Annotated in this window: 20 protein-coding genes; 8 read left to right on the forward strand and 12 right to left on the reverse strand. The window is 72.0% G+C overall.

Annotation, left to right across the window (positions count from 1 at the left end):
• Nucleotides 1–107 precede the first annotated feature (107 nt).
• Nucleotides 108–2,039, reverse strand: coding sequence for an Ig-like domain-containing protein (locus HG543_RS16450; protein WP_169345726.1), 1,932 nt, complete (start codon nucleotides 2,037–2,039; stop codon nucleotides 108–110).
• Nucleotides 2,040–2,283: 244 nt separating this feature from the next.
• Nucleotides 2,284–3,948, reverse strand: a complete 1,665-nt coding sequence (locus tag HG543_RS16455; protein WP_169345727.1) for a carboxypeptidase-like regulatory domain-containing protein — start codon at nucleotides 3,946–3,948, stop codon at nucleotides 2,284–2,286.
• 240 nt (nucleotides 3,949–4,188) lie between these two features.
• Here HG543_RS16455 and HG543_RS16460 point away from each other — a divergent pair, with 240 nt between their 5' ends.
• The 8 genes from HG543_RS16460 to gloA all read left to right on the forward strand — a co-directional run bounded on the left by HG543_RS16460 (nucleotide 4,189) and on the right by gloA (nucleotide 15,742).
• On the forward strand, nucleotides 4,189–4,632 hold the full coding sequence (locus tag HG543_RS16460; RefSeq protein ID WP_169345728.1) for an HIT family protein: 444 nt from the start codon (nucleotides 4,189–4,191) through the stop codon (nucleotides 4,630–4,632).
• Nucleotides 4,633–4,797: 165 nt separating this feature from the next.
• The gene (locus tag HG543_RS16465) at nucleotides 4,798–7,635 is read left to right on the forward strand and encodes a TonB-dependent receptor domain-containing protein (protein WP_246357074.1); all 2,838 of its coding nucleotides are present in this window, start codon (nucleotides 4,798–4,800) and stop codon (nucleotides 7,633–7,635) included.
• Between the two features lie 8 nt (nucleotides 7,636–7,643).
• The gene (locus HG543_RS16470) at nucleotides 7,644–8,096 is read left to right on the forward strand and encodes a GNAT family N-acetyltransferase (protein ID WP_169345730.1); all 453 of its coding nucleotides are present in this window, start codon (nucleotides 7,644–7,646) and stop codon (nucleotides 8,094–8,096) included.
• 110 nt (nucleotides 8,097–8,206) lie between these two features.
• Entirely contained in the window at nucleotides 8,207–9,433 is a 1,227-nt protein-coding gene (locus tag HG543_RS16475; protein ID WP_169345731.1) for an NAD(P)H-dependent flavin oxidoreductase, read from the forward strand.
• Nucleotides 9,434–9,453: 20 nt separating this feature from the next.
• Entirely contained in the window at nucleotides 9,454–9,849 is a 396-nt protein-coding gene (locus HG543_RS16480; protein WP_169345732.1) for a hypothetical protein, read from the forward strand.
• A 12-nt stretch (nucleotides 9,850–9,861) separates the two neighbouring features.
• Entirely contained in the window at nucleotides 9,862–12,168 is a 2,307-nt protein-coding gene (locus HG543_RS16485; RefSeq protein ID WP_169345733.1) for a putative glycosyltransferase family protein, read from the forward strand.
• Nucleotides 12,169–12,321: 153 nt separating this feature from the next.
• A complete protein-coding gene (locus tag HG543_RS56330; RefSeq protein WP_169345734.1) occupies nucleotides 12,322–15,315 on the forward strand; it encodes a protein kinase domain-containing protein in 2,994 nt (997 codons plus the stop codon).
• A 40-nt stretch (nucleotides 15,316–15,355) separates the two neighbouring features.
• Entirely contained in the window at nucleotides 15,356–15,742 is a 387-nt protein-coding gene (gene gloA, locus HG543_RS16495) for a lactoylglutathione lyase (protein ID WP_169345735.1), read from the forward strand.
• Between the two features lie 3 nt (nucleotides 15,743–15,745).
• Here the strand turns inward: gloA and bluB are convergent, their stop codons facing one another.
• The 10 genes from bluB to cobM all read right to left on the reverse strand — a co-directional run bounded on the left by bluB (nucleotide 15,746) and on the right by cobM (nucleotide 25,489).
• Nucleotides 15,746–16,423, reverse strand: a complete 678-nt coding sequence (gene bluB, locus HG543_RS16500) for a 5,6-dimethylbenzimidazole synthase (protein WP_169345736.1) — start codon at nucleotides 16,421–16,423, stop codon at nucleotides 15,746–15,748.
• Nucleotides 16,420–17,898 (reverse strand): cobyric acid synthase, encoded by a 1,479-nt coding sequence (locus HG543_RS16505; RefSeq protein ID WP_169345737.1) that lies wholly within the window; start codon nucleotides 17,896–17,898, stop codon nucleotides 16,420–16,422. Before HG543_RS16505 ends, bluB begins: the two co-directional genes overlap by 4 nt.
• Before the next feature lie 73 nt (nucleotides 17,899–17,971).
• On the reverse strand, nucleotides 17,972–19,024 hold the full coding sequence (locus tag HG543_RS16510) for a pyridoxal phosphate-dependent aminotransferase (RefSeq protein WP_169345738.1): 1,053 nt from the start codon (nucleotides 19,022–19,024) through the stop codon (nucleotides 17,972–17,974).
• A gap of 8 nt (nucleotides 19,025–19,032) precedes the next feature.
• Nucleotides 19,033–19,968: an adenosylcobinamide-phosphate synthase CbiB gene (cbiB, locus tag HG543_RS16515; protein ID WP_169345739.1), complete on the reverse strand. Its 936-nt coding sequence runs from the start codon at nucleotides 19,966–19,968 to the stop codon at nucleotides 19,033–19,035.
• A gap of 91 nt (nucleotides 19,969–20,059) precedes the next feature.
• Nucleotides 20,060–20,605: a bifunctional adenosylcobinamide kinase/adenosylcobinamide-phosphate guanylyltransferase gene (cobU, locus tag HG543_RS16520; RefSeq protein ID WP_169345740.1), complete on the reverse strand. Its 546-nt coding sequence runs from the start codon at nucleotides 20,603–20,605 to the stop codon at nucleotides 20,060–20,062.
• Nucleotides 20,606–20,771: 166 nt separating this feature from the next.
• A complete protein-coding gene (locus tag HG543_RS16525; protein WP_211193970.1) occupies nucleotides 20,772–21,401 on the reverse strand; it encodes an adenosylcobinamide amidohydrolase in 630 nt (209 codons plus the stop codon).
• Nucleotides 21,402–21,463: 62 nt separating this feature from the next.
• Nucleotides 21,464–22,855: a cobyrinic acid a,c-diamide synthase CobB gene (locus HG543_RS16530; protein WP_169345742.1), complete on the reverse strand. Its 1,392-nt coding sequence runs from the start codon at nucleotides 22,853–22,855 to the stop codon at nucleotides 21,464–21,466.
• 3 nt (nucleotides 22,856–22,858) lie between these two features.
• Entirely contained in the window at nucleotides 22,859–23,389 is a 531-nt protein-coding gene (cobO, locus tag HG543_RS16535; RefSeq protein WP_169345743.1) for a cob(I)yrinic acid a,c-diamide adenosyltransferase, read from the reverse strand.
• Nucleotides 23,386–24,732, reverse strand: coding sequence for a uroporphyrinogen-III C-methyltransferase (cobA, locus tag HG543_RS16540; RefSeq protein WP_169345744.1), 1,347 nt, complete (start codon nucleotides 24,730–24,732; stop codon nucleotides 23,386–23,388). The genes cobO and cobA overlap by 4 nt, the downstream gene beginning before the upstream one ends.
• Complete coding sequence (gene cobM / locus HG543_RS16545) at nucleotides 24,722–25,489, reverse strand: precorrin-4 C(11)-methyltransferase (RefSeq protein WP_169345745.1); 768 nt, start codon at nucleotides 25,487–25,489, stop codon at nucleotides 24,722–24,724. Before cobM ends, cobA begins: the two co-directional genes overlap by 11 nt.
• Between the last annotated feature and the right edge of the window lie 5 nt (nucleotides 25,490–25,494).

The following is a 25,494-nucleotide window of genomic DNA, read 5'->3' on the forward strand; positions in this document are numbered from 1 at the left end:
GGTGGGAATCTATGCACGGCCCTTCCCACGCGCTCGTGCCTGCGAGACCTACATGAATGAAGCGGAGGTCTCGGAGATGTGTTGTGGCATCAACACTCCGCGGGGGCTCAGCGGTTGAAGCGGAGAACCTGGATGGACCTGGCCGTCCCACCCTCTTCAGACCACGCAAGCACCGGGGTCCCGTGACTGTCGAATCCCAAGACGGGTCTCGTGGCCTCGGTCTTCCCGGATACGGCTCCCAGCGCACCACTCCCCAGCCAGTCCCAGTCACTTCCGGTCCACTGCCGAGCGAAGATGTCTTCGGACATCTCACCGGTGAACTCGCTCCACACAAGGTGGAGCGTGCCGTTCCGGTCCACGCCGAGCTGCGGCCACCGGGCCGCCTGGTAGCCAGACCGAGCACTCAGGGCCCCCCCCACGGGTTCCCAGGCATTGTTGTTCCACCGGCTGACGTAGATTTTCTCGGCAAGCGTCGGGGAGCCCGGCTGCTGCTTCATGAAAGCCACGACGGGGCGACCGTTCCCATCCAACTGCAACGAGGGCGTTCCTCCAAAACAGCCCGTGTCTCCCAGGTCACCGCCGACGGACCGCCAGTCATCACGTGCCCACGTCCAGACCCTGATGGTGCATCGGGGAGGAAAGACGTCGTCGTTCTCTTCATGTACGGCGACCACCGGGTGCAGCCCCGCTTCCAACACCATGGAAGCAGACACCGTCCTCATGGAAGGCCGACTGGCCGTGAGGGCAGTCCCAATGGGCAGCCACTCGCGACCGCTCCAGCGCTGGACGTACACCCATCTGGGACCACCCAAGGTGCCTTCATCCCATGAGACAACCGGACTGCCATCCTTGTCGAGCTGCAGAGCGACACTCCAAACCGGCGTATCCCCAGCCTGCGCACTCAAGGGAGTGCCCAGTTGCTGCCACTCGCCATCCACCCATCGCGAGACATACAGGCTGGTGGTGGAACCCTGACGGCCACCCCAAGCAACAACTGGGTTGCCCTGCGCATCCAACCGGAGAACCACCGGGCCATGCGCGGAATCCTCCACAGTGGGAGCGCCAAGCGACTCCCAGGAACTCCCGTTCCACCGCGAGACAAAGACGAATTGACCGTTCTCATCCGTATCCAGCTCGATCCAGGCAACGACAGGACGCCCATCTCCATCGAGCTGGAGCGAGGGACCGCCGGCAGGGGTTGAACCTTCGAGAGCACTCAGCGCCGGAAACCTGAAGAACTCGGGAAGGCTCCAGGCCCACCCATCGGAGGGCAGTAACAAGGCGTTTCCAGCCAGGTCCGTGAGCTGGTCTGTCAGGACGAGCGTCAGGGTACCCGGCAGCTTCAGGCTCGCCGCAGGAGCCACGATGAGCGACATACCGTCGTTGGACAACTCCGCGGTACGCGCCAAGGGTCCAGTGCCCGCGCGCAGCAGCACCGAAGCCTCCGTCAGGGTCACGGCGTCGAGCGGTTCGGTGAACGTGGCCTGGATGGGCTCGCGGACGGAAACGCCCTCGGCTCCAGGCGCGGGGCGACGTGACAACACCTGGGGCGGCGTCCTGTCGACAACCACGGTGCGCTCCGCGCTGGTGTACAACCTCCCAGCCAGCGTGGCGCGAGCCCGAAGCACGTGCGCGCCTTCCGCGGTGGACGTCGTATCCCACGAGTACGTCAACGGCGGCGTCAGGACCGCGAGACGGCTGCCATCCACGAGCAGCTCCACGACTTCGGGTGTGCCGCCCTCCATTGCCACTTCGAGCAGGACACTCCCGTTCGTATACGTGACGGGTTGTGGCGTCAGGAGGTCCAACGTGAACACGGGAGGCCCCGCATCCGGCACCGAAGCATCCGGTGTTCCGGAGTCCGGCGATGTTCCGGAGTCCGGCGGTGTTCCGGAGTCCGGCGGTGTTCCGGAATCCACGACGGGAACCTCCGGCTCGCCAGCGTCGGGCGTTTCGGGCACCTGCTCGATTTCTGGGAGGTCGATGCAGGCCCAGGAGAAGAGGCAGCAGAGCACTGCGACGGTTCTGAGGTTGTGCATGGTGCAGGTGGGCGGTGCAGTCGTCGTTCCGCGCCCACGCCGGATGGGAGCCGTGCCAATACCTCGAACTCCCATGGGTTGAAGCCACGAAAACAGCGGCCCTTCCCGTGAGTGAGTCCACCCGCGAGACGCGGGTCTCGCCCAATGGACCTCCGGCATCCAGAACGGCAACGCCCCCGTGGAGTCCGTCTCCACGAGGGCGCTGCGAGCCACTCAGTGCTGGAGGCTCAGGACCTCCGTTGAATCACTGGGCAGGAGGCGGCTGGGTGGCGACCGTGCTGACCGACAGGTTGGCGGTGATGGGCTGGCCCCAGATGCTCTCGTAGGTGCCGGTGGTGCCCCCCGCGGGGCGGTTCGCCAGCTTGTCGAACGCCACGTGCACCCGCAGGCTGGTGGGGCTCAGGGGGAACGCGCCGTTGTAGAAGAAGGAGTAGCGCGTGCTGTAGCCCGAGTAGATCATCGGGAAGGGAGCCACCTCGGCGGGAGTGCGGGTCTGGAGGGGAGCGGAGGGCTCATCCATGAAGAGGTCGAGGCCCACCGGGTTGTTCAGCTCACCCGCGACGTCGCCGATGACGTTGACGGAGGTGGCGCTGGCGTCGGCGATGTTCGCGTCGATGAACACCTGGACGTAGGGGCCGAAGTCGTAGGTCCGCGCGATGGGCGAGCTGAAGTTCACGTAGATGCGCTCACCGGGGTTGATCTGCGACGACGTGGGCGACGACGTCGAGGTCTCCTGGTAACGAACCTCCGAGATGGTGATGGCCTGGGCGTTCGCCGGCTCGCCCGTGAAGAAGTAGCCGGTCTTGGTGTAGAGGCTGCCACCCTCGGCCGACACGGCGCGCACGTCGATGTTGTACTCCCGGCCCGGCTGCAGGCCGTTGGAGGGCCGGATGGTGGCGCTGTAGCCGCCAGCACCGATGCTGGTGGTGACCGCCAGCGACTCGCGTCCGGCCTCGTCGGTCAGGCGCGCCAGCAGCGAGCCCTGCTGCACGGGCTGGCTGAAGAACAGGTAGATGGGGTCGCCGGCACCAATCATGTTGCGCAGCGGGTCCCTGTCGGTGGCTCCCCGGAGGCTGCCGACGTTGCTGCTCTCGACGTTCAGCGCCGCCCCCTGGTTGTCACGCGCGAACTGCAGGTTGATGAGCCGCGTGGAGGTGTTCTGCACGGCCGTCTGGCCCGAGTAGGTGGCCGCGTAGCCCGTGGTATCCGGCAGGGCGTCGTTGTTGGTGTCCACCGGGGAGACCCACAGCCGGTACGCGCCATTCTGCAGGCGCGCCATCTCCGCCGCGCTGGGGATACCCGAGAACGTCAGGACACCCTGCTCGTCCGCGATGGCCTCCACCACGACGTTGCTCACCACGCGAGTGGCGTTTTCACCATTGAAGAGGATGATGGAGCCTGCGGGCGCGGCCTCGAGCGTGGCCCGCGCGTTCGCGGCGGGGCGGCCCTGCGGCGTCACCACGATGAAGCTCATCGTGCCATCCAGCTTCGCCAGGGTGATGGGGCCGAAGCTCGCGTTGGCGTTGTTGATGGGGACGTTGCCGGCCGACGAGGGCACCGTCGAGGTGGCGCGCAGCGTGGCATAGCCGGCCTTGCTGAAGGTCAGCAGCACCTCGGAACCGGCGGGAACGCCCGGGAACTCGAAGTTGCCCTTCGCATCCGTCGGGACCGACACGGGCTCCGCCGAGCTGCCGATGGTCATCTCCACGACGACCTCGGACAGCGGCTTCAGGTCCGTGCTCAGCACCTGGCCCGACACGGTGCCCTTCGGCGTGGCCGGCGTCACCACCGTCACGCTGTCCGGCTCACGCACGCCGTCCGCGATACCGTCGCCGTTCTCGTCCTTCAAATCCTCGCCACAGCCCAGAGCCAGGAACGGCACCACGGCGAACACCAGATGCTTCTTCATCTTCCCCACCTTGAAAGGATTTCCCCAATATCGGCGTCCGAACACTCGAAAGGACGCGCAGCGGACACTCTCCGACCCGAGCCTCTCCCGTCAAGCCAGGGGCCCCGCCGGGCATGCCCTCCACTCCCACCGCCCGCTCCGATTCGGATCACCCCCGGTTTCTCAACCCGCGGAGGTCCGAGCCGACCCCCCCATCACATCCCGCCGTGCCCGCGCCGCCGGCTGCTAGGGTGCCGCGCCATGTCGGACGTGAATGACCCCTGCCTCGGCTGCGCCATCGTGCGCGGGGACACCCGCCCCGTGGGGGGCGTTCTCGCCCGGGCTCCGGGGCTCGTGCTGCACGGTGTGGCCTCCCCCAGCCCCGTCCCCGGCTGGGTCGTCATCTCCAGCGAGCGCCACGTGCGCGCCTGGTACGACCTGGACGACGAGGCCGCGCGCGAGCTGGGCCCCTTCGCCGCCCGCGTCATGCGCGCCCAGCGCGAGGTGCTCGGCGCCGAGCACGCCTACGCCTTCGCCATCGGCGACGTGCTGCGCCACTTCCACCTGCACCTCGTCCCCCGCTACGCCCACACCCCCCAGCGCCTCTGGGGCCGCGCCGTCTTCGACGCCCCCGCCGCGGACCACCGCCCCGCCGAGGAACTCGAGGCTGCCGCCCGCGCGCTCGCCGCCGCGCTGTCGCGCTGAAGCCGCTCGCCCGCCCCCCGGGCAACCGCCACGCGCCCCTGGGAGGAGGACCCCACCCCGCACCGCGTGCCCACGACGGACGCCGCCGCGGGTCCGATAGGGGCATCACAACCCGCCGGCCCCATGGACCTGCCCTCCCGGAGAGGGAAGAATGCCGGCCGCCCCATGCGTCCCTCCCGTTCCGGTCCGCTGCTCGCCCTGACCCTCCTGCTCCTGTCCACGAGCCCCGTGCTCGCGGACAACAACGCGGACGAGGCGGAAATCGCCTTCGAGCTGGGCAACGACGCGTACTCCCGGGGCGAATACGCCGAGGCGCTGCGCTCCTACTTCACCAGCTACCGCCTCGTCCCCAACCGCAACGTCCTCTTCAACATCGCCCGCTGCTTCGAGGCGCTGAACAAGTTCAACGAGGCGTACCGCTACTACAACGACCTGCTCACCGAGGACCTCCCCGCCGAGGACGCCTCCGAGGTGACGCGCTCGCTGGACCGGCTCCGCCCCAAGGTCGCCCTCGTGCGCGTCACCACCAACCCCAAGGGCGCCGACGTCTACGTGGACCGCATGGACCTGGGCAGCCGCGGGCGCTCGCCGCAGACGCTCGCGCTGTCGCCCGGCCGCCACAAAATCATGGTGAAGAAGGACGGCTACCGCCCCGCCGAGGCCACCGTCTCCCTGGCGAAGGGACGCGAGGCGGAGCAGACCTTCGAGCTCACCCTCATCACCGGCGGCGTGGAGCTGTCCGGCACCCCCGAGGGCGCCGAGGTGCGCGACACCCCCAACGGCCCCGTCATCGCCCGGCTGCCCGGCCGCGCGCGCCTGCCTCCCGGCCAGCGCGTGCTGTACGTGCGCGCCCCCGGCTACGCCCCCTCCCAGTACGTGGTGGACGTGCCCGCCGACAGCGCCGTGCCCCTCGCCGTGTCCCTGCGCGTGCAGGACCGGCCCACCGGCCGGCTCGTCGTCACCGCCAACCGCGACGGCGCCGCCGTGCGCGTGGACGGCCAGCCCGCCGGCTTCACCCCCACCGTCGTCACCCTCCCCGAGGGCGAGCACACCCTCGAGGTGGAGAGCCGCGAGGTGCGCCCCCTGCGCCAGCAGGTGACGGTGGTGGCCGACCAGGAGGTCAAGGTCCACGCCGAGCTGCGCTACGCCCCGCCCCCCGTGCGCGCCGCCTCCAAGAGCCTCGTCGCCGTGGACGAGGCCCCCGCCTCCACCACCGTCCTCACCCAGGAGGAGCTGCGCGCCTTCGGCTGGCGCACCCTCGCCGAGGCCCTCTCCGGCGTGCGCGGCATCTTCCTCACCGACGACCGGACGTACACCTACCTGGGCGTGCGCGGCTTCTCGCCCCCGGGCGACCTCAACACCCGCGTCCTCATCCTCTGGGACGGCCACGCCATGAACGACGTCTGGGCCGGCCAGGGCTACGCCGCGCATGACCTCAGCGTGGACCTCCAGGAGGTGGAGCGCATCGAGGTCGTCCGCGGCCCCGGCAGCGCCCTGTACGGCACCGGCGCCTTCTTCGGCGTCATCAACGTGGTGCCGCGCGAGTCGCTCGGCGCGGACAAGCACATGGAGCTGACGGGCGCGGTGGGCGGCCTGGGCACCAGCCGTGGCCATGCCACCGCGTCGTGGGAGGACGGCGACCGCTCGGTGCTGGTGAGCGCCGCGGCCATGAGCGCCACCGGCGCGGACACCACCCGGCTGAGGGACGACCTCATCATCACCGGGCTGGACGGAGAGAAGGCCGCCACCGGCTCGGTGCGCGCCCGCCTGGGCCACTTCTCCTTCCAGGGCCAGTTCAACGTCCGCTCCAAGGACCTGCCCACCGCCCCCTATGGCACCGTGCCGGGCGCCGAGGGCAACACCGTGGAGGACCTGCGCGCCTTCGCCGAGGCCCGCTACGAGCGGGCCTTCTCCGAGCGCATCAGCCTGTCGGTGCGCGGCGCGTTGGACCTCAGCCGCTACGAGGGCATCTACGTGTACCCGGACGCGGGCGGAGGCGCCCTCCCGGAGGAAGGCGCGGCGGACTGGGTCACCGCCGAGGCGCGAGCGACGCTGGGCCTCTTCGACGGCAACCGCCTCACCGTGGGCGTGGAGGGCCAGGGCCAGCTGCGCGTGCGCCAGACGGCGCGCGGCGAGCCGCTGGAGACGAAGGCCCGCACGCTGGTGTCCGCGTACCTGCTCGACGAGTGGCGGCTGCACCCGCGGCTGAGCCTCTCCGCCGGCCTGCGCCTGGACAAGTACCTGGACCTGGACACCACGCCCCTCACCCCGCGCCTGGCCCTCATCGCGCGGCCGTACGAGAAGGGCCTCACCAAGCTGGTGGCCGGCCGCGCCTTCCGCGCGCCCAACGTCTACGAGCTCTACTACGAGGACGGCATCTCCCAGGGCGCGGCCGGGGAGCTGGACCCGGAGACCATCACCACCTTCGAGCTGGAGCACTCGCACGACCTGACGCACGAGCTGCGGCTCACCGTGGCCGGCTACCACAACCGCATCTCCAGCCTGGTGCAGCTCCAGACGGAGGCCCGCCCCTCCGGGGACTGCGGCGGCGCGGCCTGCCTGCGCTTCGTCAACAACGACGGCACCGCGCTGGCCTGGGGCGCCGAGGCCGGCGTGCACTGGCAGCCGGGGCGGTGGCTGCTGGTGGACCTGAGCTACTCGTACGTGAAGCTGAGCAACGCCTCGGAGGACGTCGTCGCCGCGGCCCCCGCGCACCTCGTCTCCGGACGCTTCCTGATGCCGGTGGGCGCCGGGGACATGCGCGTGGCCACGCAGGCCACCTACCAGAGCGCGCGGCCCGGCGGCCCCGGCGGCGCCGACAGCGGTGAGGCGTTGCTCGTCGGCTTCGGCCTGTCCGGCGACTACGGCCCGCTGCGCTACTTCGCCGGCGTGCACAACCTCCTGGACGCCCGCTACACGCTGCCGGTGTCGGAGGAGAACTCCATCGCCCCCGTGCCGCAGTACGGCCGGACGTTCACCCTCCAGCTCACCGGCAGCTTCTGACGCGCCCCATGTCCGACCTCGCGCTGGCCTTCATCCACCCCGGCCATGCCCTCTACGAGGGTGAGCTGGAGCTGCGCTTCCGCGTGCTGCGCGAGCCGCTCGGCTTCACCCGCGCCCAGGTGGCCTTCCCCTTCGAGGGCAACAGCCTCCACCTCGTGGCGCACCAGGGTGACACCGTGCTGGGCTGTGTCCTCTTCAACCCCGAGGACGCACACGGCGGCCGCCTCTTCCAGATGGCCGTGTCCCCCACCCTCCAGGGGCGGGGCCTGGGTGCCCGGCTGGTGCGCGCCCTGGAAGAGGAGCTGCGCCGTCGCGGCTTCACCCACGTCCACCTTCACGCCCGCGCCCCCGTCGTCCCCTTCTATGAGCGGCTGGGTTACAGCGTGTACGGAGAGCCGTTCACCGAGGTGGGAATTCCACATCGGCACATGCGCAAGGCGCTCGACAGCCGGGGGGCCTAGCTGTCACCCGTCAACCAGCCGGAGGGCTTCGGCTGGACCCGGGGGGTTGATCCACCAGCGATGCTGGTAACCTCTGGATTCCGAGCAGCCCGCCACCTCCAGGAGACACGATGAACGGAAAGAACGACGGACGTTCTCCGCCCCCTTCTCGCGGCACCGGTCCGACGGCGGGTCCACCCGGTGGCGAGGACGAGGACGAGGGCGCCGCGTCCGAGGTGGACGGCGCGGACGCGCCCCGGCGGCCCATCTACGTGCTGGAGGGCAACACGCTGCACACGCGGCTGACGCGGGAACTGGGCCTGCACTATCCCTTCGTCAACGCGGGCATGGCCTTCGTGGCGCTGCCGCCGCTGGTCATCGCCGTGTCGGAGGCGGGAGGCCTGGGCATGCTCGGCGCCGCGCCGGAGCCGCCGCCCTTCCTGCAGGCCCGCATCCAGGCCATCCGCGCCGGCACGAAGCGCCCCTTCGGCGTCAACCTCATCGTCGCGAGCGGGGGCGGCCAGGACTTCACCACGCGCGCGCACATCGACGTGTGCATCGCGGAGAAGGTGCCCGTCGTCTCCTTCCACTGGGGCACGCCGCCCGCGGACTGGGTGAAGGCGCTGAAGGCCGCGGGCACGCGGGTGTGGATGCAGGTGCACTCGGTGGAGGCCGCGCGCGAGGCGCTGGCCTGGGGCGCCGACGGCCTCATCGCCCAGGGCCGTCAGGCCGCCGGTCACAACCGGAGCGCCGTGTCCACGCTGAAGCTGGTGCGCGAGGTGCGCGCGCTCGCCCCCGAGGTGACGCTGCTGGCCGCCGGTGGCATCGCCGACGGCCCCAGCGCGGCGCGCGCCCTCTTCCGCGGCGCGGACGGCGTCTGGGTGGGCACGCGCATGGTCGCCTCCGTGGAGGCCCACGCGCACCCCGGCTACAAGCAGCGCGTCGCCGAGGGTGACGCGGGCGACTCGGATGTCACGACGCTCTTCGGCCCCGAGTGGCCGGGCCAGCCCATGCGCGTGCTGCGCAACCGCGTGGTGCGAGAGTGGGCCGGCCGCGAGGCCCGCGTCCCCTCGCCGCCGCCCGCGCCGGAGCGCATCGGCACCGCGCGGCTGTTCCCTGGCCTGCCGGGTGGGGACGCGCCCTACGCGATGCCGAAGTTCTGCTCCTTCCCGCCCACCGCCGACACCGAGGGCGACCTGGAGGAGATGGCCATGCCCGCCAGCGGCGCCAGCATGGCGCGCATCGAGAGCGTGCTGCCCGCCGGTCAAATCGTGGTGGAGATGATGGAGCGGGCGCACCGGGTGCTCGCCAATCCCATCGGCCTGGACGCTGAAGCCGAAGAGGACGACCGGGGCTGAATTGGAGTAGGAGCGCCTCCATGGGTATGCACTGGAGGCGTGCTTCTCTCGCCGGCTGGGGGGTCCTCGCGCTGTGCGGCGCCACCGCGGTGGTGCGCGCCGCCACCTCGGAGATGCCCCCACCCGAGCGGCGACTGTCCCCCGAGGAGCGCGTGGAGGTGGGCCGCGCCGCCGCCGCCGAGGAGCCCGGCTGGAGGCAGCGCTCGCGCCACTCCTTCCCGGGAGACCAGTGGTCCCAGGACGACGACTTCGGTGCCTCCGAGCGGAAGTGGGCCATGGACGAGGCCCGTCGGCGCGGCGTGCCGGTGACGGACGTGTTCGACGCCATCGACGAGGAACTGCACGCGGCGGGCCCCATCGCATCCCCGCGCAAGGCCACCGCCAGCCCGTGCAAGCCCCGGCCCTTCTACGACTGACGGCGCCCACCCATGACGTCCCAGCTCCGCACCTTCCACCGCGTCGCCACCCTTCCCGCCCTGCGCCTGGCCCTCTTCGCCGTGCTGGCCCTCATCGCGTGCTGGCGCCCGCTGACGAAGGCGGGGGGGCTGAATGACTTCCGCGACTCGCACCTGTTGCACTCGTACGAGGACGCGGGCGCGCGCACCCTGACGCGCTACGGCCAGCTGCCGCTGTGGAACCCGTGGTCCTGTGGCGGCCAGTACGCGCTGGGCAGCCCGCAGACGCGCGTGGCGTCTCCGACGCTGCTCGTGTCCGCCGCCCTGGGCGCGCGGCGCGCGGAGCCGGTGCTGTTGTGGGCGTTCCTCGTGCTCGGCATGGAGGGCTTCTTCCGCTACGCGCGGCGGCGCGCGGGCTCCGCGGTGGGGGCGCTCGCGGCGGCGCCGCTGTTCGGCCTCTTCGGCTTCACCGCGCTGTCGTGGTCCATCGGCTGGCTCAACTTCGCCGGCTTCCTGCTGCTGCCCTGGCTGCTGGTGGGCACGCGCCGGGCCGCGGAGGGGCGGCTGTCCGGCGTGGTGCTGGTGGCGGCCGTCTTCGCCTTCCTGCTGGGCTTCGGCGGCACCTACCCCGTGCCCATGGGCGCCCTCTTCGTCGCGCTGGAGACGGGGCGCACGCTGTACATGCTCCGTGGCCGCGAGCGCCGCCTCCGCGCGCTGTGGACGCTGGGCGCCACCGCCCTCTTCACGCTGGGCGCCTGCGCGTACCGGCTGTGGCCGCTGGTGGAGACGATGCTCTCGTCGCCGCGCATCATGGCGGGCTCGCCGGGCAACTCCCTCGAGACGCTGGCGCGGATGATGTTGCAGCTGCCGGCGCGCTCGGGCTTCAGCAACCCGGGCAACTTCTTCCTCGTGGCCGTGGCGCTCGCGCTGGTGCCGGTGGCGCTGGTGCTGGCCCGCCGCCGCGCGCTGTACCCCACCGCCCTCGCGGCGCTGTGCGTGTGGATGGCGGCCGGGTACTCCGCGAAGCCGTCGCTGTTCGCCGGGCTGCGCACGCTGCCCATCTTCAGCACGTTCCGCTACCCGGAGCGCTTCCTCCTCCCCGCCGGCTTCTTCATCGCCGAGCTGGCCGCGCTCGCGCTCGCCGCGCTCCTCGTGCACGCGCTGCGCCGCCGGACGCGGTGGGCGCCCCGGGTGGCGGCCCTGGCCTGCGGCGCGGTGGTGGCGGGCTGGGGCGTGCAGGTCCACGCCTTCTCCAACCTCACGCGCTGGGCACCCATGGTGGCGGAGCCCACGCCCACGCCGCCGGAAGCGGAGCAGCCCTTCGCGCAGGCGCGCGGCAACCGCTGGTCGCAGGGCCACTTCCTCGCCCTCAACCGCGGCTCCATCGCCTGCGGCGAGGCGTGGCCGGTGCCCATGTCCGCGATGCTGCGCGGAGACCTGCCCCAGGAGGAATACCTGGAGGAGCCCACCTCCGGCACGGCTCGCCGCGTGGAGTGGACGCCCAACCGCGTGGAGGTGGACGTGACGGCGTCGCGGCCGGCGGTGCTCCTCGTCAACCAGAACTGGCACCCGGGCTGGGAGACCTCGGTGGGCGAGGTGGTGTCGCGCGACGGGCTGCTCGCCGTGCGCCTGCCGGAAGGTTCCCACCGCGTGGTGTTGAGCTTCCTGCCGCGCTCGGGGCTGGGTGGCGCGCTGGTGTCGGTGCTGGCCTGGGCGGGGCTCGGCTTCCTCGCGTGGCGCCAGCGCGCGCGGCCCTCCCGTCCCTGGTGGGGCGTGGGGGCCCTCGCCGTGGGCGCGGTGCCGCTCGTCGCGTGGGGCGCGCTGCTGGTGACGTCGAGCGAGCCCGTGGCGCGGGCGGTGCCGCGCAACGCGGATGGCACGCCCATCGTCGTGGAGACGCTGCCGCCCCAGGCGCGTCCCGTGGGCGCGCGCTTCGACGTGCCCATGGAGCTGGTGGCCGTCGACGTGCCTTCCGCCCCGGACGCGGAGGGGCTCGTCCACATGGCGCTCTACTGGCGGGTGACGGGGCCGGTGCCCCGCACGACCGGCATCTTCGTGCACCTGCCGGGGCCGGAGGGCAGCAAGCGCAAGAACTCGGACCACGTGGTGCTGGGCGGCACCTTCTTCCTCCGCGACGTGCCGAGGGATGTCCTCCTGCGCGACGCCTTCGCCGTGTCCACCAAGGACTGGGAGGCCGGCGAGTGGAAGGTGCTCGTGGGCCTGTGGCACGCCGGAGGCAACGGCTCGCGCATCGAGGCCCGCGGCGCGGACGGAAGACCGCTCCCCGAGTCACGCGTGGAGGCGGGCGCCTTCGCCGTGCCGCCGAAGACGGCCCGCTGACGCTCCTTCACTGGTGACTGTCCGGAACCCGACACGGCTCTCGTGCCCAAGGGTTGGGTGAAGGACTCGCGGGTCCGCCCCTCTTCCCTCGGCTTTCCCGTTTCCGAGACGATTGCAACGGCATTGCGGCTGCGCCGTTGCATCGGAGACACCGTGGGGACCTACCGGATTGTGAAGAAGCTGGCCGCGGGCGGCATGGCCGAGGTGTTCCTGGGGAAGGTGGTGGGCGCGGAGGGCTTCGAGAAGCCGGTCGCCGTCAAGCGCATCCTCCCCTCGTACGTGCAGGACGCGGCCTTCGTGGAGCTGTTCCTGCGCGAGGCGAAGGTCTCCGTGGCGCTCCAGCACGGCAACGTCGTGCAGGTGCTGGACCTCGGCTCGAGCGCCGGCCAGTACTACATGGTGATGGAGTTCGTGGACGGGGAGAACCTGCGCGCGCTCCTGAAGGCGGCCCGGCAGCGGCAGCTTCCCCTGGGCCTGCGTGAGGTGTGCTTCATCGCGCAGCAGGTGGCGGACGGGCTCGCGTACGCGCATGGCCGCGTGGACCGCGCCGGCGCGCCGCTGAACATCGTCCACCGCGACATCAACCCGTCCAACGTCATGGTCTCCAGCAACGGAGGCGTGAAGCTGGCGGACTTCGGCATCGCCAAGGTGGCCGACGGGCACATCGAGACGCAGGCCGGCGTGCTCAAGGGCAAAATCAACTACCTGTCCCCCGAGCAGGTCCAGGGCCGCCCCGTGGACCAGCGCAGCGACATCTTCCTGCTGGGGCTGCTGCTGTTCGAGATGCTCGCGGGACGCCGGCTCTTCGACGGCTCGTACCCGCAAATCATCCACGCGCTGGGCAGCTTCGACGAGCGCACGCTGGAGCCGCTCCCCGGTGTGCCCGCCCCGCTGTGGTCCATCGTGCTGCGCGCCCTGGCCGCGTCGCCCTCGGCCCGCTTCCCGTCGGCGCGCCAGTTCTCCGAGTCCATCCAGAGCTTCCTCTTCGACCACCGGCTGCGGGTGGGCGCGGCGGACATCGCCGGCCTCTTCGGCCGCGCCTTCCCGGACCGCCGCTCGCCCCTGGCGGACATGGAGGGAGTGCCGGGCGAGGAGATCCGCCTGGAGGGCGAGGAGCTCCCCCGAGCCGCGGGCCCCGCTGGCCGGGACGCGCGCCGGCCGCCTCCGCCTCCGGGCCCCCCGCCCATGCTGAGGCCGGCGGGCGCGCCTCCACCCCATGGCGCCACGGCCGTGGCGCGGCCCGTGGCGCAGCCTCCACCTCCTCCGGCCCTGGCCATCGCGCCTCCCCCGCGGAACCCCGCCGTGCCGCCACCGCCTCCCGGGCAGCGCGCCCGGCCCCGGCAGCCGCTGGGGTCCATCCTCGTGGCGCGCGGCCTGGTGACCCCGCAGGTGCTGGAAGAGAGCCTGGCGCTGCAGAAGAAGCGAGGCGGGCGGCTGGGCCAGATCCTGGTGGCGGAGCGGAAGCTGGAGCCGGAGCACCTGGTGCGCGCTCTGTCCGAGCAGACGGGACTGCCGCACATCACCGAGGAGAAGCTCCAGTCCCTCCCCATCCCCGAGGAGCTGCTCCGGCTGGTTCCCCGGGAACTGTGCGAGAAGCTGTGCGCGGTGCCGGTGGGCATGCGCGGCCGGGAGCTGGTGTGCGCCGTGCTGGACCCGAGAGACGTGCAGGTCACCGACGCGCTGCGCTTCTCCGCGCGCGCGGTGGCGGTGCAGGGCGTCTTCGCCACGGAGCACGCCATCCGCCGGGCCATCCGCCGCTTCTACCCGGCCCAGGAGGGGGAGGCGGACGTCGCCCTGGAGGCCATGGACGCCACCGGACGCGAGCGCATGCTCCAGTTCGTGGAGCAGTTCACCGGCCGCGCCGTGCTGAGCGAGCGCGAGCTGTCCGGGGCCGACGAGCCGGAGCCGCAAACGCCCACGCCCTCCGAGGCGGCGAGCCGCCTGACGCCGCCGCCCCGGAGCGACGCCCGCGCGCGCATGGTGCTGGTGGTGGCGGAGCCGTCGGAGCCCCGGGAGGCCGCGGTGAAGCTGCTGCTGATGCAGGGGCTCGCCGCGGCGACGAGTCCCGCGGCCGAGGCGGAGCGGGCGCTCTCGCTGGGCGGGTATGACCTGGTGCTGGTGCTCGAGGACGCGGTGGCGGACGCGGCGGGCATGGCCCAGCGGCTGCGCGCCGCGCACCCGCGCGTGGAGGTGCGCGTGCTGCCCTCCTACAGCGCGGCGCTGATGGGCGAGGGTGGCCCGCTGGCGAAGCTGGGCGCACTGCAGACCCGGCTGCTGGACGGGGTGATGTCCATGCTGGGCGGCAGCGCGGTGCTGGCGCCCTTCGTGGCGAAGCTGGCGCGAAGGATTGCGGTGCGGATGGGGGCAGGAAGCGTGGAGGAAGCGCTCGTCGGAACGGCGGCCTCGGCGCTGGCGCTGGCGGCCCGGCTGGAGGAGCCGCGCCGCTTCACCCTGCCCTCGCGCGCCCGGGCGCTGGTGCTGGTGGGCAGCGGTCTGCCGGAAGTCGTCGAGATGCTCACCGCCGTGCTGCCGGAGGGAAGCGAGTCACCGCCTCCCGCGAGCCGGGCGGCCATCGCGCTGCTGTGCTCGGCCAGCTTCGTGATGCAGACGCAGAGCGCGCAGCCGAGCGCGCCGGACGCGGCCCTGGCGCTCCAGGCGATGCGGCAGGAAGGGCGCCTCCCCCAGGCCGCCCTGGAGGCCCTCACCGCGGAATTGGAGACGGGCGCGCTGGCGCAGGACAACAAGTCGGCCCCCCGGGTCGTGGTGGCCGAGACGGACGCCGCGAACGCGATGACCCTGCAGATCCGCCTCATGGCCGACGGGCTGGGCACGGTGCGCGCCAGCACGCGCGGTGAGGTGGAGCGGGCACTGGGCGCGGGGGCGCAGGCGGCCATCCTCGCGGACCCGCTGCCGGACGGAGACCTGCATGCGCTCCTGCGGGCACTGCGGAAGAACGCGGCGACCCAGGACCTGCCCGTCTACCTGCTCGTCAGCAAGGAGGACCCGGACCTCGTCACGGCGGCCCTGGAGGCAGGGGCGGACGACGTCCTCATCCGCCCGGCGAACGTGGAGGTGCTGATGGCCAAGCTGCGCCGGGCCATCCAGCAGCGGCAGGCGGCTCGACGGAACGTCCGGCTGGCCAACTGACGGCGAGACGTGGTGCATCCGGGGCGTTATGAAGCGCCCCATGAGAATCCTGCACACCATGCTGCGCGTCGGCGACCTGGAGAAGTCGCTCGACTTCTACACCCGGGTCATCGGCATGAAGCTGCTGCGCCGTCATGAGTACCCGGACGGGAAGTTCACCCTGGCCTTCGTCGGCTTCGGCCCCGAGGACACCCACCCGGCGCTGGAGCTGACCTACAACTGGGGCACCTCCAAGTACGAGCTGGGCACCGCGTATGGCCATGTCGCGCTCGGAGTAAACGACATCCACGCCACGTGCGACGCCATCCGCAAGGCCGGCGGCAAGGTCGTCCGCGAGCCGGGCCCCATGAAGCACGGCACCACCGTGATTGCCTTCGTCGAGGACCCGGACGGCTACCGCGTGGAGCTCATCCAGCAGGGCACGTGACGGCTACGGCGTCTCGTCACCCTGCTTGAGGGGAGCGCGGTAGCACTCATCGTGCACCGCGCTCGCGAGCGGCCGGCGGGAGCGCCAGCCGTTCTCCTCCAGGAGGGGCCGCGCTCCGAAGGCGACCGGGTAGCCCACGCAGAGGTACGCGATGGGCTCGACGCCCGGAGGCAGGCCCAGCTCGTCGCGCAGCACGCGCGGCTCGACGATGCTCACCCAGCCCACGCCCACGCCCTCCACGCGCGCGGCGAGCCACAGGTTCTGCACCGCGCAGCAGGCGCTCCACCGCAGGGCCTCGGGCTGCACGGTGGTGCCCAGGATGGCCTCCTTCGTGGGACGCAGGTCCACCGTCACGCAGAGGTTGAGCGAGGACTCCTCGATGCCCTCCAGCCGGAGCGAGAGGTACTTCTCGCGCCGCTCGGCGCTGAAGCGCTCGGCTTCGATTTCCCGGCAGCGCAGGAAGCTCTGGCGGATGCGGGCGCGACGGGCCCGGTCCCTCACCAGCACGAAGTCCCAGGGCTGCGAGTAGCCCACGCTCGGCGCCAGGTGCGCCGCGCCGAGGATGCGCTCCAGCACTTCGGCGGGAAGCTCCACGCCCGGGCGGAAGTGGCGCACGTCGCGACGTCGCGCGATGGCGGTGTAGACGGCCTCACGTGCCTCGGCGCTGAAGTCGGCGCTCACACTCCCACCACCCGGTCCAGGTGCGTCATGTCGAGCGCCGCCTCGAAGTGGTCCGCGAGCCGCTCGTACGGGTCCACCGCCGGTCCTTCCGAAACCTCCGCGCCGAGCGCGCGCACGAGGGCACGGCGCACACCCTCGTTCTCGAACAGGCCATGCACCAGCGTCCCCGCCACGCTCCCCACGGTGCAGCCTTCCTCCGCGCGCATCGGCTCGGGTCCGCGCCGCAGCATCGTCCCGAAGGCGTTGGCGCCCGGAGCCACCGTCACCCGGCCACAGTGGATTTCATAGCCGCGCGCCTCCTGGCCTCCCGCGGACTCCAGCAGTGGAAGCCCTTCCGCGAGCCGCAGCACCACGGGCGCGGTGGCCTTCTCCCGCTCGAAGCGGGTGACGATGGGCAGCAGGCCCAGGCCCGGCACCTCGGGCTCCGGAGACTCCACGCCGAGCGGGTCGAGGACGCGCTCGCCCAGCATCTGGTAGCCCCCGCAGATGCCCAGCACCGCGCCGCCACTGCGTGCCCTGCGCACCACCGCCGCGGCGAGCCCCGTCCTGCGAAGCCAGGCGAGGTCGTTCGCCGTGCACTTGGTGCCGGGCAGCACCACGAGGTCCGCGCCCTCCAGCTCCTCGGGCCGCTCGCACCAGTGCACCTCCAGGCCCGGCTCTCGCGCGAGCGGCTCGAACTCGTCGAAGTTGGACAGGCGCGGCAGCCGCACCAGCACCACGCGCGCCGCGCCCCGGCCCGAGCCCCGAGGCTTCAAGTCCAACGAGTCCTCGCTCGCGATGCCCGTGTCTCCCAGGTGCGGAATCACGCCCGCCACCCGCACGCGGAGCCGCTCCTCCAGGAAGCGCACCCCGTCGTCGAACAGGCGCGGGTCGCCCCGGAACTTGTTCACCACCAGGGCGCGCACCCGCTCGCGCTCGTGCGGCTCCAGCAGCTCCAGCGTGCCGACCAGCGCGGCCATGGCTCCGCCCCGCTCGATGTCGGTGACGAGCACCACGGGTGCATCCGCCCGCTCGGCGACCCACATGTTGACCAGGTCCCGGGACTTGAGGTTCACCTCGGCGGGGCTGCCCGCGCCCTCGATGACGAGGAGGTCGAAGTCCCGCCGGAGCGTGTCGAGCGCCTGGCCCACCACCTCGCGCAGCTCCAGCTTGCGTTTGTGGAAGTCGCGGAAGTGCATGCTGCCGAGCACCTTGCCCATCACCACCACCTGCGAGCCGCTCGTCGTCTCGGGCTTGAGGAGGATGGGGTTCATCTCCGCGCGCGGGCTCACGCGGGCCGCTTCGGCCTGGGCGTACTGGGCGCGGCCAATCTCCGCGCCGTCCGGACAGACGGCCGAGTTGAGCGCCATGTTCTGGCTCTTGAAGGGGGCCACCTTGAGACCGCGACGCGCGTAGATGCGACACAGCGCGGTGGTGAGCAGGCTCTTGCCCACGCTGGAGGCGGTCCCCTGGACCATGAGGGTGCGTGCCGTCATGCGTGCTCCAGCGCGCGGATGAACGCCCCGCGCGATTGGGAGGCAGCGGCCTGAATCCTGAGCGTGCGTGCCATCATCGGTTCTCCAGCGCGCGGGCGAGCGCCTCGCGCAATCGGGGGTGCTCGGCCTCGGGGCGGACTCCGAGCCGGACGTGGTGCGGGAGCCCGAGGCTCGTTGCGTCGCGCACGCGCACGCCCGCCTCGGCCATGCGTCGGGTGAAGCCCGGCGCGTCGCCCACGTGCACGAGGAGGAACGTTCCCCCTTCCGCGTCCACCCGTGCGCCGGCCGCCGTGAGCAGCGTGGACTGCAAGGTGCGCAGCCGCGTCACCTCGGCCTGGATGTCGGGGAGCAACGAGGGCAGCACCTGGAGCGCGGCCTGTCCCGCGGCGAGCGCCAGCGCGGACACATTCCAGGGAGGAAGCGAGGCACGGACGGCGCGGGCCACCTCGGGTGAGGCCACGAGGTAGCCGAGCCGCACGCCCGGCAACGCGAGCACCTTCGTGAGCGAGCGCACCAGGGCCACGTTGGGCCCGGCCGTGAGTCCCTCCTCGCCTGGGAAGAGGGGCAGGTAGGCCTCGTCCACCGCGAAGAGGGTGGCGGGATGGGCCCTCGCGACCTCCTCCAGTGACTGGCGTGGCATCAGCGAGAGGCAGGGGTTGGAGGGACGGCCCACGAAGACGAGCGAAGGACGGTGCGTTTCGAGCGCGGCGAGCAGGTGAGCCGCGTCCCACCGGAAGGGAGGTCCCTCGGCGACGAGCGTCACGAGGCGGCCGCCCGACGCGCGCACCGCCTGCGCGTACTCGCCGAAGGCTGGGGTGAGCACGAGGGCCTTGCGACCAGTGCCGACAAAGGCGCGCGCGAGCGCCCAGAGCAGCTCCACCGAGCCGTTGCCCGCGACGATGGCCTCGGCGTTGACACGATGTGCACGGGCCGCCACCTCGCGCAGGGGGAGCGCGCTCGGGTGCGGGTAGCGCGTGACGTCGGCGGAGCGCAGGGCGGTGAGCACCGCCTTGGGCGGCGGAAGGGGGCAGACGCCGGTGCTGAAGTCCACGAGGCCGCTGTGCGCGTCACCACCGTGTGGTGCCGGAGGCAGGTCGAGCAGCTCGGGACGCGGGAGTGGACGCATGGCGTGATTCAGCCTCCCCGCAGGAGGAAGACGAGAAGAAGCGAGGTGAGCGCGCCCAGGAGGCTGGCGGCCACCATGAGACGGACGGTGCGCGCGATGTCGCCCGAGCCCGGCAGCCGTCCCTCGGCGCCGAGGCGGTAGTGGCCCACCTTCTCCAACTGCACGCCGAGCGCACCGGCCACCGCCGCCATGGGCCTGCCCGCGTTGGGGCTCTCGGTGCGTGCGCCATCGCGCCACCAGCAGCGCAGTGCGCCCAGGACGGAGGCTCGTCCCAGGGGGGCCACGAGCACCAGCAGCGCGGCGGTGAGCCTCGCGGGCACGAGGTTGAGGAGGTCATCGAGCCGGGCACCGGCCTTGCCCAGCCACTCGTACTCGCCTCGGTAGCCAACGAGGGCGTCGAGCGTGTTGGCCGCGCGGTAGGCAAGCGCCGCGGGCACGCCGCCGAGCGCGAAGAAGAGAATCGGCGCGACGGCGGAGTCCGAGGTGTTCTCCGCCACCGACTCCACCGCGGCGGCCGACAGCAGCGGAGGCGTCAGCGCCGAGGTGTCACGCGAGACGAGGCTGCGCAGGCCCTGCCTCGCACCGGCGAGGTCCCCCGCCTCCAACGCGCGCTCCACGGAGAGCCCCGCCTCGGCGAGCGCCCGTACCGCGAAGGCGCTCTTGAACAGGTACACCTCGACGACGAATCGCAGCGCGGGCACCGGCGTGAGCACGTGAAGAAGCAGCCACGCACCACCACCGAAGACGAGCGGCCCCAGGAGGGCCATGAGCGTCCCCCACAGGAACGCGGGCAGCGGAGCGCGCGGGGCACGGCGCCGCAGGGCACGTTGCAGACGACCCATCCACACCACCGGGTGGACCCGGGTGGGCGGCTCGCCGAGGAGCGCATCCCACAGGAGTGCCAGCGCGAGCACCACACCCGCGTGCAAGGCGCCTTCCGTCATGGCACCGACTCCAGCACTCCACACGGCGGAGCCAGCACACGGCCAATGAACCGGGCACCACCTGCCATGGCGCCATGCAGGGCTCCGCCTGTCATGGCGTTGCCTCCAGCACGAGCGGTGAGGGCTTGAGCCGCAGGAGCAGGCCGAGCGCGCCGAAGTACACCTCGTCGGCGCACGCGGCGAGCCGCTGATGCGCGCCACCCGACACGTCGCGGAACACACGGCCGAGCGGCGTGTCCGGCACCACGCCCATGCCCACCTCATTCGTGACGAGCACCGTGGCCCCCGCGCGGGCGCGCAGCACGGAGGTGAGCCGCTCCACCTCGGAGAGAATCGCGTCGGGCGAGTCTCCGCGCAGCAGCAGGTTGGAGAGCCACAGGGTGACGCAGTCCACTACCGCCACGTCGGAGGTGTCCGCTTCGAGCCGCTCGCACAGCGCGATGGGTTCTTCCACCGTGACGAAGCGCCCCGCGCGCTCGGCCTGATGTCGGCGTGCACGCTCGCGCATCTCGTCGTCAAAGGCCTGCGCGGTGGCGAAGTAGGTCCGGCGCTCGCCCAGCTTCTCCGCGAGCCGCACCGCGAAGGCGCTCTTCCCCGAGCGCACACCCCCACCGACGAGGATGATTCGTGCGCTCATCGCAGCTCCCGTGCGGCCAACCGCGATGTGAATTCACGCCTGCCCGCGCACGCGCCGATGCCAGCACGGATGACCCGCCCGTTCCCAACGGTCGTTACCCGGCCCGCTCGCACGAGCACCGTCTCCAGCACGAGCGAACACGCCCATTCCGGGGAATGACGCGCGCTCATCGCAGCCCCCGCTCGGCGAGCCACGCGTGAGCGCCTCGGGCCACCGCTTCATGCACCGCCGCGCCCAGCGCCGCACCCAGCGCGGTGTGCTTGCCCACCCATGTCTCGGGCGTAGCGCCTGCCTCAGGAGCCGCCACGACGATGCAGTCAGTCCCCGTGCCCGTCGCGGGTCTCAGCGAGCGACGCGAGGGGAACCGCGCTTCCAGCATCGCCGCGGTACGCGCCTCCGTCGCGAGCGACACGGCCTCCACGAGCGCGCCCTCCCCTACCGGATGTGACAGCACACACAGCAGGTTGATGGTGCCCACGCTCCTGCGGAGCGGCCCGGGTGAATCACCGATGGCGAGCGCATTGCCCAGCCCCACCGTGGCCACGCACCGCGCCGAGTACTCACCGTGCGCGCGCGTGATGTCCTCATAGCGAGACACGTCACGCGACGTGAGCAACCCCACCGCGCCGGAAAGCTCCTTCGCCGTGAGACTCCGCGACAGCAGCAGCGCCGGGTCCACATCGGGCCCCAGCTCCGCTTCCGTCACCTGCCGCCACACGACCTCACTCGCCCGGGTGCGTCCGCCCTTGTGCACCGCCCAGGAAAGGACGGCATGGGGCGCACCCAGCCGAACCACGAGGAGCCCGCCTTCGACGCGCGGTGCGCTCCCATCGCACGGAGGAGTGAGTGCAACCGCGCTCATCTCGCCCCCTCGCGAAACGCCCGCGCGCTCCGCACGAATCCCTCGGCCACGAGCGGATTGGACGCCCAGTGCGCGTGCACGTAGGACGCGAGCACGTTGTCCGGCCCGTAGCCCTCCTGGTGCGTGGAGTCGCCGCGCCGCCGCCGCACCCGGAGCGCCCCACCATCCCCGGGAGCCCCCTCCAGCGTGGAGTACCGGAACTGGTGGCCACGGAAGCGCAGGCCCGCGCCACCGAGCACCGTGCGACGCGTCGTCTCCACCTCCACGTACCCGAGCGCCTGGAGCTTGGGCGCCATCACCGCCACGCCCGACACCAGGCCCACCATCGTGTGCTCCCGGCCGTCCAACGTACGCAGCCCCTGGGCGAGGTACATCATCCCGCCGCACTCGGCATACACGGGCCCGCCCGCATGGGCGAAGGCGCGCACGGCCTCGAGCATCGCCGAGTTCCCCGCGAGCGCCGCGGCATGCACCTCCGGGTATCCGCCGCCCAGGTAGAGCGCGTGCACGTCCCGGGGAAGCGAGCCATCGCGCACGGGGCTGAAGGGCACCAGCTCGGCGCCCAGGGCCTCCAGTCGTCGCAGGTTGTCCTCGTAATAGAAGTGGAACGCCTCGTCCTGGGCCACGGCGATTCGGCACACCGGCACCGGGGATGCGACAGGCGCCGACTCCTCGGCCCCTTCGAGCGGCCCCGCGCTCGCGGCAAGCCGGAGCACGCCATTCAGGTCACACCACTCGGACACCAGTGAGCCCCACGCCTCCAGGCGCTCGGGAGACAGTCCCCCCTCCTGCGCCGTGACGAGCCCCAGGTGCCGCTCCGGAAACGCCAGCTCCGGCCGCTCCGGCAGGCCGCCCACCACCGGCGTGCCCGTGCCCACGCAGGCACGCTGCAACAACTCCAGGTGTCCCTTGCTGCCCACGCGGTTGGCCCACAACCCGGCCACCTTCACCTCCGGGTGGAAGCTCGCGAGCCCATGTCCCACCGCCGCGATGGTGCGCGCCATGCCGCTCGCGTCCACGACGGCGAGCACGGGCGCTCCGAGCCACCGCGCCACCTGCGCCGCCGATCCGTCATCCGTGTCCGGCGAGGCGCCATCGAAGAGGCCCATCACCCCCTCGATAAGGGCCACGTCCGCCCCCCGGCTCGCGCGGGCGAACGTCCCCACCACCGCCTCGCGCCCCATCATCCAGCCGTCGAGGTTGTGGCAGGGCGCGCCGCTGGCGCTCGCATGGAAGGTGGGGTCCAGGTAGTCCGGGCCACACTTGAACGTGGCCACCTGGAGCCCACGGGCGCGCAGGGCCCTCGTGAGGGCCACCACCGTGGTCGTCTTGCCCACGCCGCTGGCGACACCGGCGATGACGAGGCGGGGAATGCCGGAGGGGCTCATCGTCTAGAAATCCAGTCCGGGCTGCGCGGGCAGACCCTTCGAGAAGGGATGGCGCACCGCGCGCATCTCCGTGACGAGGTCGGCGCGGTCGAGCAGCGGCTCGGGCGCGTTGCGGCCGGTGACGACGACGTGCACGTGGGCCGGGCGCTGCTCGAACGTGGCGAGCACCGCGTCCACGGAGAGCCAGCCATAGTTGAGGCAGTACGTCAGCTCATCGAGCACCACGAGCCCGTGCTCCCCCGAGCCGATGAGCCGCGCGGCTTCCTCCCACGCCGCCTCGGCGGCGCGCTTGTCGCGGCTCAGGTCATCACTCTCCCAGGTGAAGCCGCGGCCCATGGTGAGGAAGACGAGCCCGGGAATCGTCTCCGCGTACAGCCGCTCGCCCGTCTTCCACTTGCCCTTGATGAACTGCACCACGGCCGGCTTGAGCCCGCGCCCGAGCGCCCGGAACACCGCGCCCAGCGCCGCCGTCGTCTTGCCCTTGCCGTCGCCCGTGTAGACGACGAGCAGTCCCCGCGCCTTCGCGTCCGTCATGCCGCCACCTCCGTCGAGAGTCCACGCGCCCGGTCCTCGAACCACCGCAGCCGCTCGCGCAGCCGCACCACCTCGCCCACCACCACGAGCGCCGGAGGGCCGATGAGGTTGCGCGCCTCCACCTCCGCCGCGAGGCTCGCCAGCGTGCCCACCACCACGGTCTGCTCGGGCGTGGTCGCCGCCGCCACATAGGCCGCGGGCGTGTCCTCCGCCTTGCCACACGCGACGAGCCGGGCGAGGTTCGCCGCCAGCTTCCGCGTCGCCATGTACAGCACCAGGGTGCCGGCGGCGGCGCCGAGCCGCGCCCAGTCCGTGTGACTCGACGGGCCCTCAATGTCGTGCCCGGTGACGAACGTCACGTCCGAGGCGTACTCGCGGTGGGTGAGCGGAATGCCCGCGTACGCCGCGGCGCCCAGCGCGGCGGAGACTCCGGGCACCACCTCGAAGGGAATGCCCGCCTCCAGCAGCTCCTCGGCCTCCTCGCCGCCCCGGCCGAAGATGAACGGGTCCCCCTGCTTGAGGCGCGCCACGTGCCGGCCCGCGCGGGCGTGCTCCAGCACCGCGGGGTGGATGCGGTAGCCCGCCTGCTTCGCCCCCTGGTTGCGATGGCCCACCGAGACGCGCTCCACGCCCGACGGAAGCGAGGCCAGCACCGCCGGCGCGACGAGGGCGTCGTACGCAATCACGTCCGCGCTGGCGAGCACCTCGCGCGCGCGCAGCGTGAGCAGCCCCGGGTCACCGGGCCCCGCGCCCACCAGCGACACGAGCGGCCCACGGCGGCGCGTCCTGGGAGCGAGCGCCTCCAGACAGAATGCGACCCGCTCATCGACGGTGCGGAGCCGCGCGGGCACCTCGATGAGCCGGGAAGCAGGCACGTGCCGGCGCAGCAGCGCTTCGAGCACCAGCTGATAGCGCAGCTCCTGTGCCGGGCTCGCGCTGCGTATCCCGTCCTGCTCGTATGGCAGCACCCCATGGGGCAGCAGGAAGATGGCGTCGTACGTGCCGCCACACGCGGTGGCCGCCGCGAGCAGCTCGGGGGCCTCGGATGCACACCCGTGGTGCAGCGCATAGGCGGCGAAGTCGAGCACGCAGTTGTCCGCGACGAAGCCTCCCGATTGGGCGTCCTCCGTCACGAGGCGCTCGCGCCACATGCCCTCCAAGGCGCGCGCGGCCTCCGCGGGCGACCGCTGCTCCAGCCGCGTGCCCGTGCTCATCAGGTAGGCGCGCATCTCCTCGGGGACGAGCGGCAGCGAGAGCGCCCCGGACAGCGCCCGGGCGAGCGCCGTCTTGCCGGTGGACGCCGAGCCCGTCACCGCGAGCCGTGGGGCCGAGTCACGACGCACGGTCGGTCCCCCTGCGGAAGCGGTGGGTGAAGCCCGCGTCGTACAGCTTCGAGTTGGCGAAGTCCTTCGCCTCCAGCACTTCGCCCACCAGAATCATCGCGGTGGCGGTGATGCGCGCCTCGCGCACCTTGTCACCAATGTCCGCGAGCGTGCCGCGCACCACGCGCTGGTCCGGCCAGCTCGCGCGCTGCACCACGACCACCGGACATGCCTCGCCGTACGCGGGCGTCAGCTGCGCCACCACGTCGCGAATGAGGTTCACCGACAGGAACAGGCACATCGTCGCGCGGTGGCGGGCCAGGTCCTCCAGCTTCTCCAGCGGCGGCATGGGCGTGCGCCCCTCGGCGCGGGTGAGGATGACCGTCTGGGACAGCTCCGGCAGCGTGAGTTCCTTGCCGAGCGCGGCGGCGGCGGCGGTGAAGCTGGAGACCCCGGGGACGATTTCGTACTCGATGCCGAGCGCCTCCAACTGGCGCATCTGCTCCGCGGTGGAGCCGAAGATGCTCGGGTCTCCGGTGTGCACGCGGGCCACGTCCTCGTCGCGGGCGTGCGCTTCCTTGAAGACGTCGACAATCTGCTCCAGCGTCATCCCCGACGAGTCGAGCACCCGCGCGCCAGGCGCGGCGCGAGCGATGACGGCCTCCGGCACGAGCGAGCCCGTGTAGAGGACGACGGGGCAACGCTCGACGAGGCGCGCGCCCTTCACGGTGATGAGGTCGGGGTCTCCGGGCCCCGCGCCGATGATGTAGACCTTCATGGAGG

Source organism: Pyxidicoccus fallax, assembly GCF_012933655.1.
GTDB classification, from domain to species: Bacteria; Myxococcota; Myxococcia; order Myxococcales; family Myxococcaceae; genus Myxococcus; species Myxococcus fallax.

What these genes read in the sequence shown, in the direction of transcription:
- cobO (WP_169345743.1), bottom strand. Translation starts at nt 23,389, where the DNA reads ATGACGGACGCGAAGGCGCGGGGACTGCTCGTCGTCTACACGGGCGAC.
- cobU (WP_169345740.1), bottom strand. Translation starts at nt 20,605, where the DNA reads ATGAGCGCACGAATCATCCTCGTCGGTGGGGGTGTGCGCTCGGGGAAG.
- HG543_RS16470 (WP_169345730.1), top strand. Translation starts at nt 7,644, where the DNA reads ATGTCCGACCTCGCGCTGGCCTTCATCCACCCCGGCCATGCCCTCTAC.
- HG543_RS16455 (WP_169345727.1), bottom strand. Translation starts at nt 3,948, where the DNA reads ATGAAGAAGCATCTGGTGTTCGCCGTGGTGCCGTTCCTGGCTCTGGGC.
- HG543_RS16475 (WP_169345731.1), top strand. Translation starts at nt 8,207, where the DNA reads ATGAACGGAAAGAACGACGGACGTTCTCCGCCCCCTTCTCGCGGCACC.
- HG543_RS16480 (WP_169345732.1), top strand. Translation starts at nt 9,454, where the DNA reads ATGGGTATGCACTGGAGGCGTGCTTCTCTCGCCGGCTGGGGGGTCCTC.
- cbiB (WP_169345739.1), bottom strand. Translation starts at nt 19,968, where the DNA reads ATGACGGAAGGCGCCTTGCACGCGGGTGTGGTGCTCGCGCTGGCACTC.
- HG543_RS16530 (WP_169345742.1), bottom strand. Translation starts at nt 22,855, where the DNA reads ATGAGCCCCTCCGGCATTCCCCGCCTCGTCATCGCCGGTGTCGCCAGC.
- gloA (WP_169345735.1), top strand. Translation starts at nt 15,356, where the DNA reads ATGAGAATCCTGCACACCATGCTGCGCGTCGGCGACCTGGAGAAGTCG.
- HG543_RS16465 (WP_246357074.1), top strand. Translation starts at nt 4,798, where the DNA reads ATGCGTCCCTCCCGTTCCGGTCCGCTGCTCGCCCTGACCCTCCTGCTC.
- HG543_RS16485 (WP_169345733.1), top strand. Translation starts at nt 9,862, where the DNA reads ATGACGTCCCAGCTCCGCACCTTCCACCGCGTCGCCACCCTTCCCGCC.
- HG543_RS16505 (WP_169345737.1), bottom strand. Translation starts at nt 17,898, where the DNA reads ATGACGGCACGCACCCTCATGGTCCAGGGGACCGCCTCCAGCGTGGGC.
- HG543_RS16510 (WP_169345738.1), bottom strand. Translation starts at nt 19,024, where the DNA reads ATGCGTCCACTCCCGCGTCCCGAGCTGCTCGACCTGCCTCCGGCACCA.
- HG543_RS16450 (WP_169345726.1), bottom strand. Translation starts at nt 2,039, where the DNA reads ATGCACAACCTCAGAACCGTCGCAGTGCTCTGCTGCCTCTTCTCCTGG.
- cobM (WP_169345745.1), bottom strand. Translation starts at nt 25,489, where the DNA reads ATGAAGGTCTACATCATCGGCGCGGGGCCCGGAGACCCCGACCTCATC.
- HG543_RS16460 (WP_169345728.1), top strand. Translation starts at nt 4,189, where the DNA reads ATGTCGGACGTGAATGACCCCTGCCTCGGCTGCGCCATCGTGCGCGGG.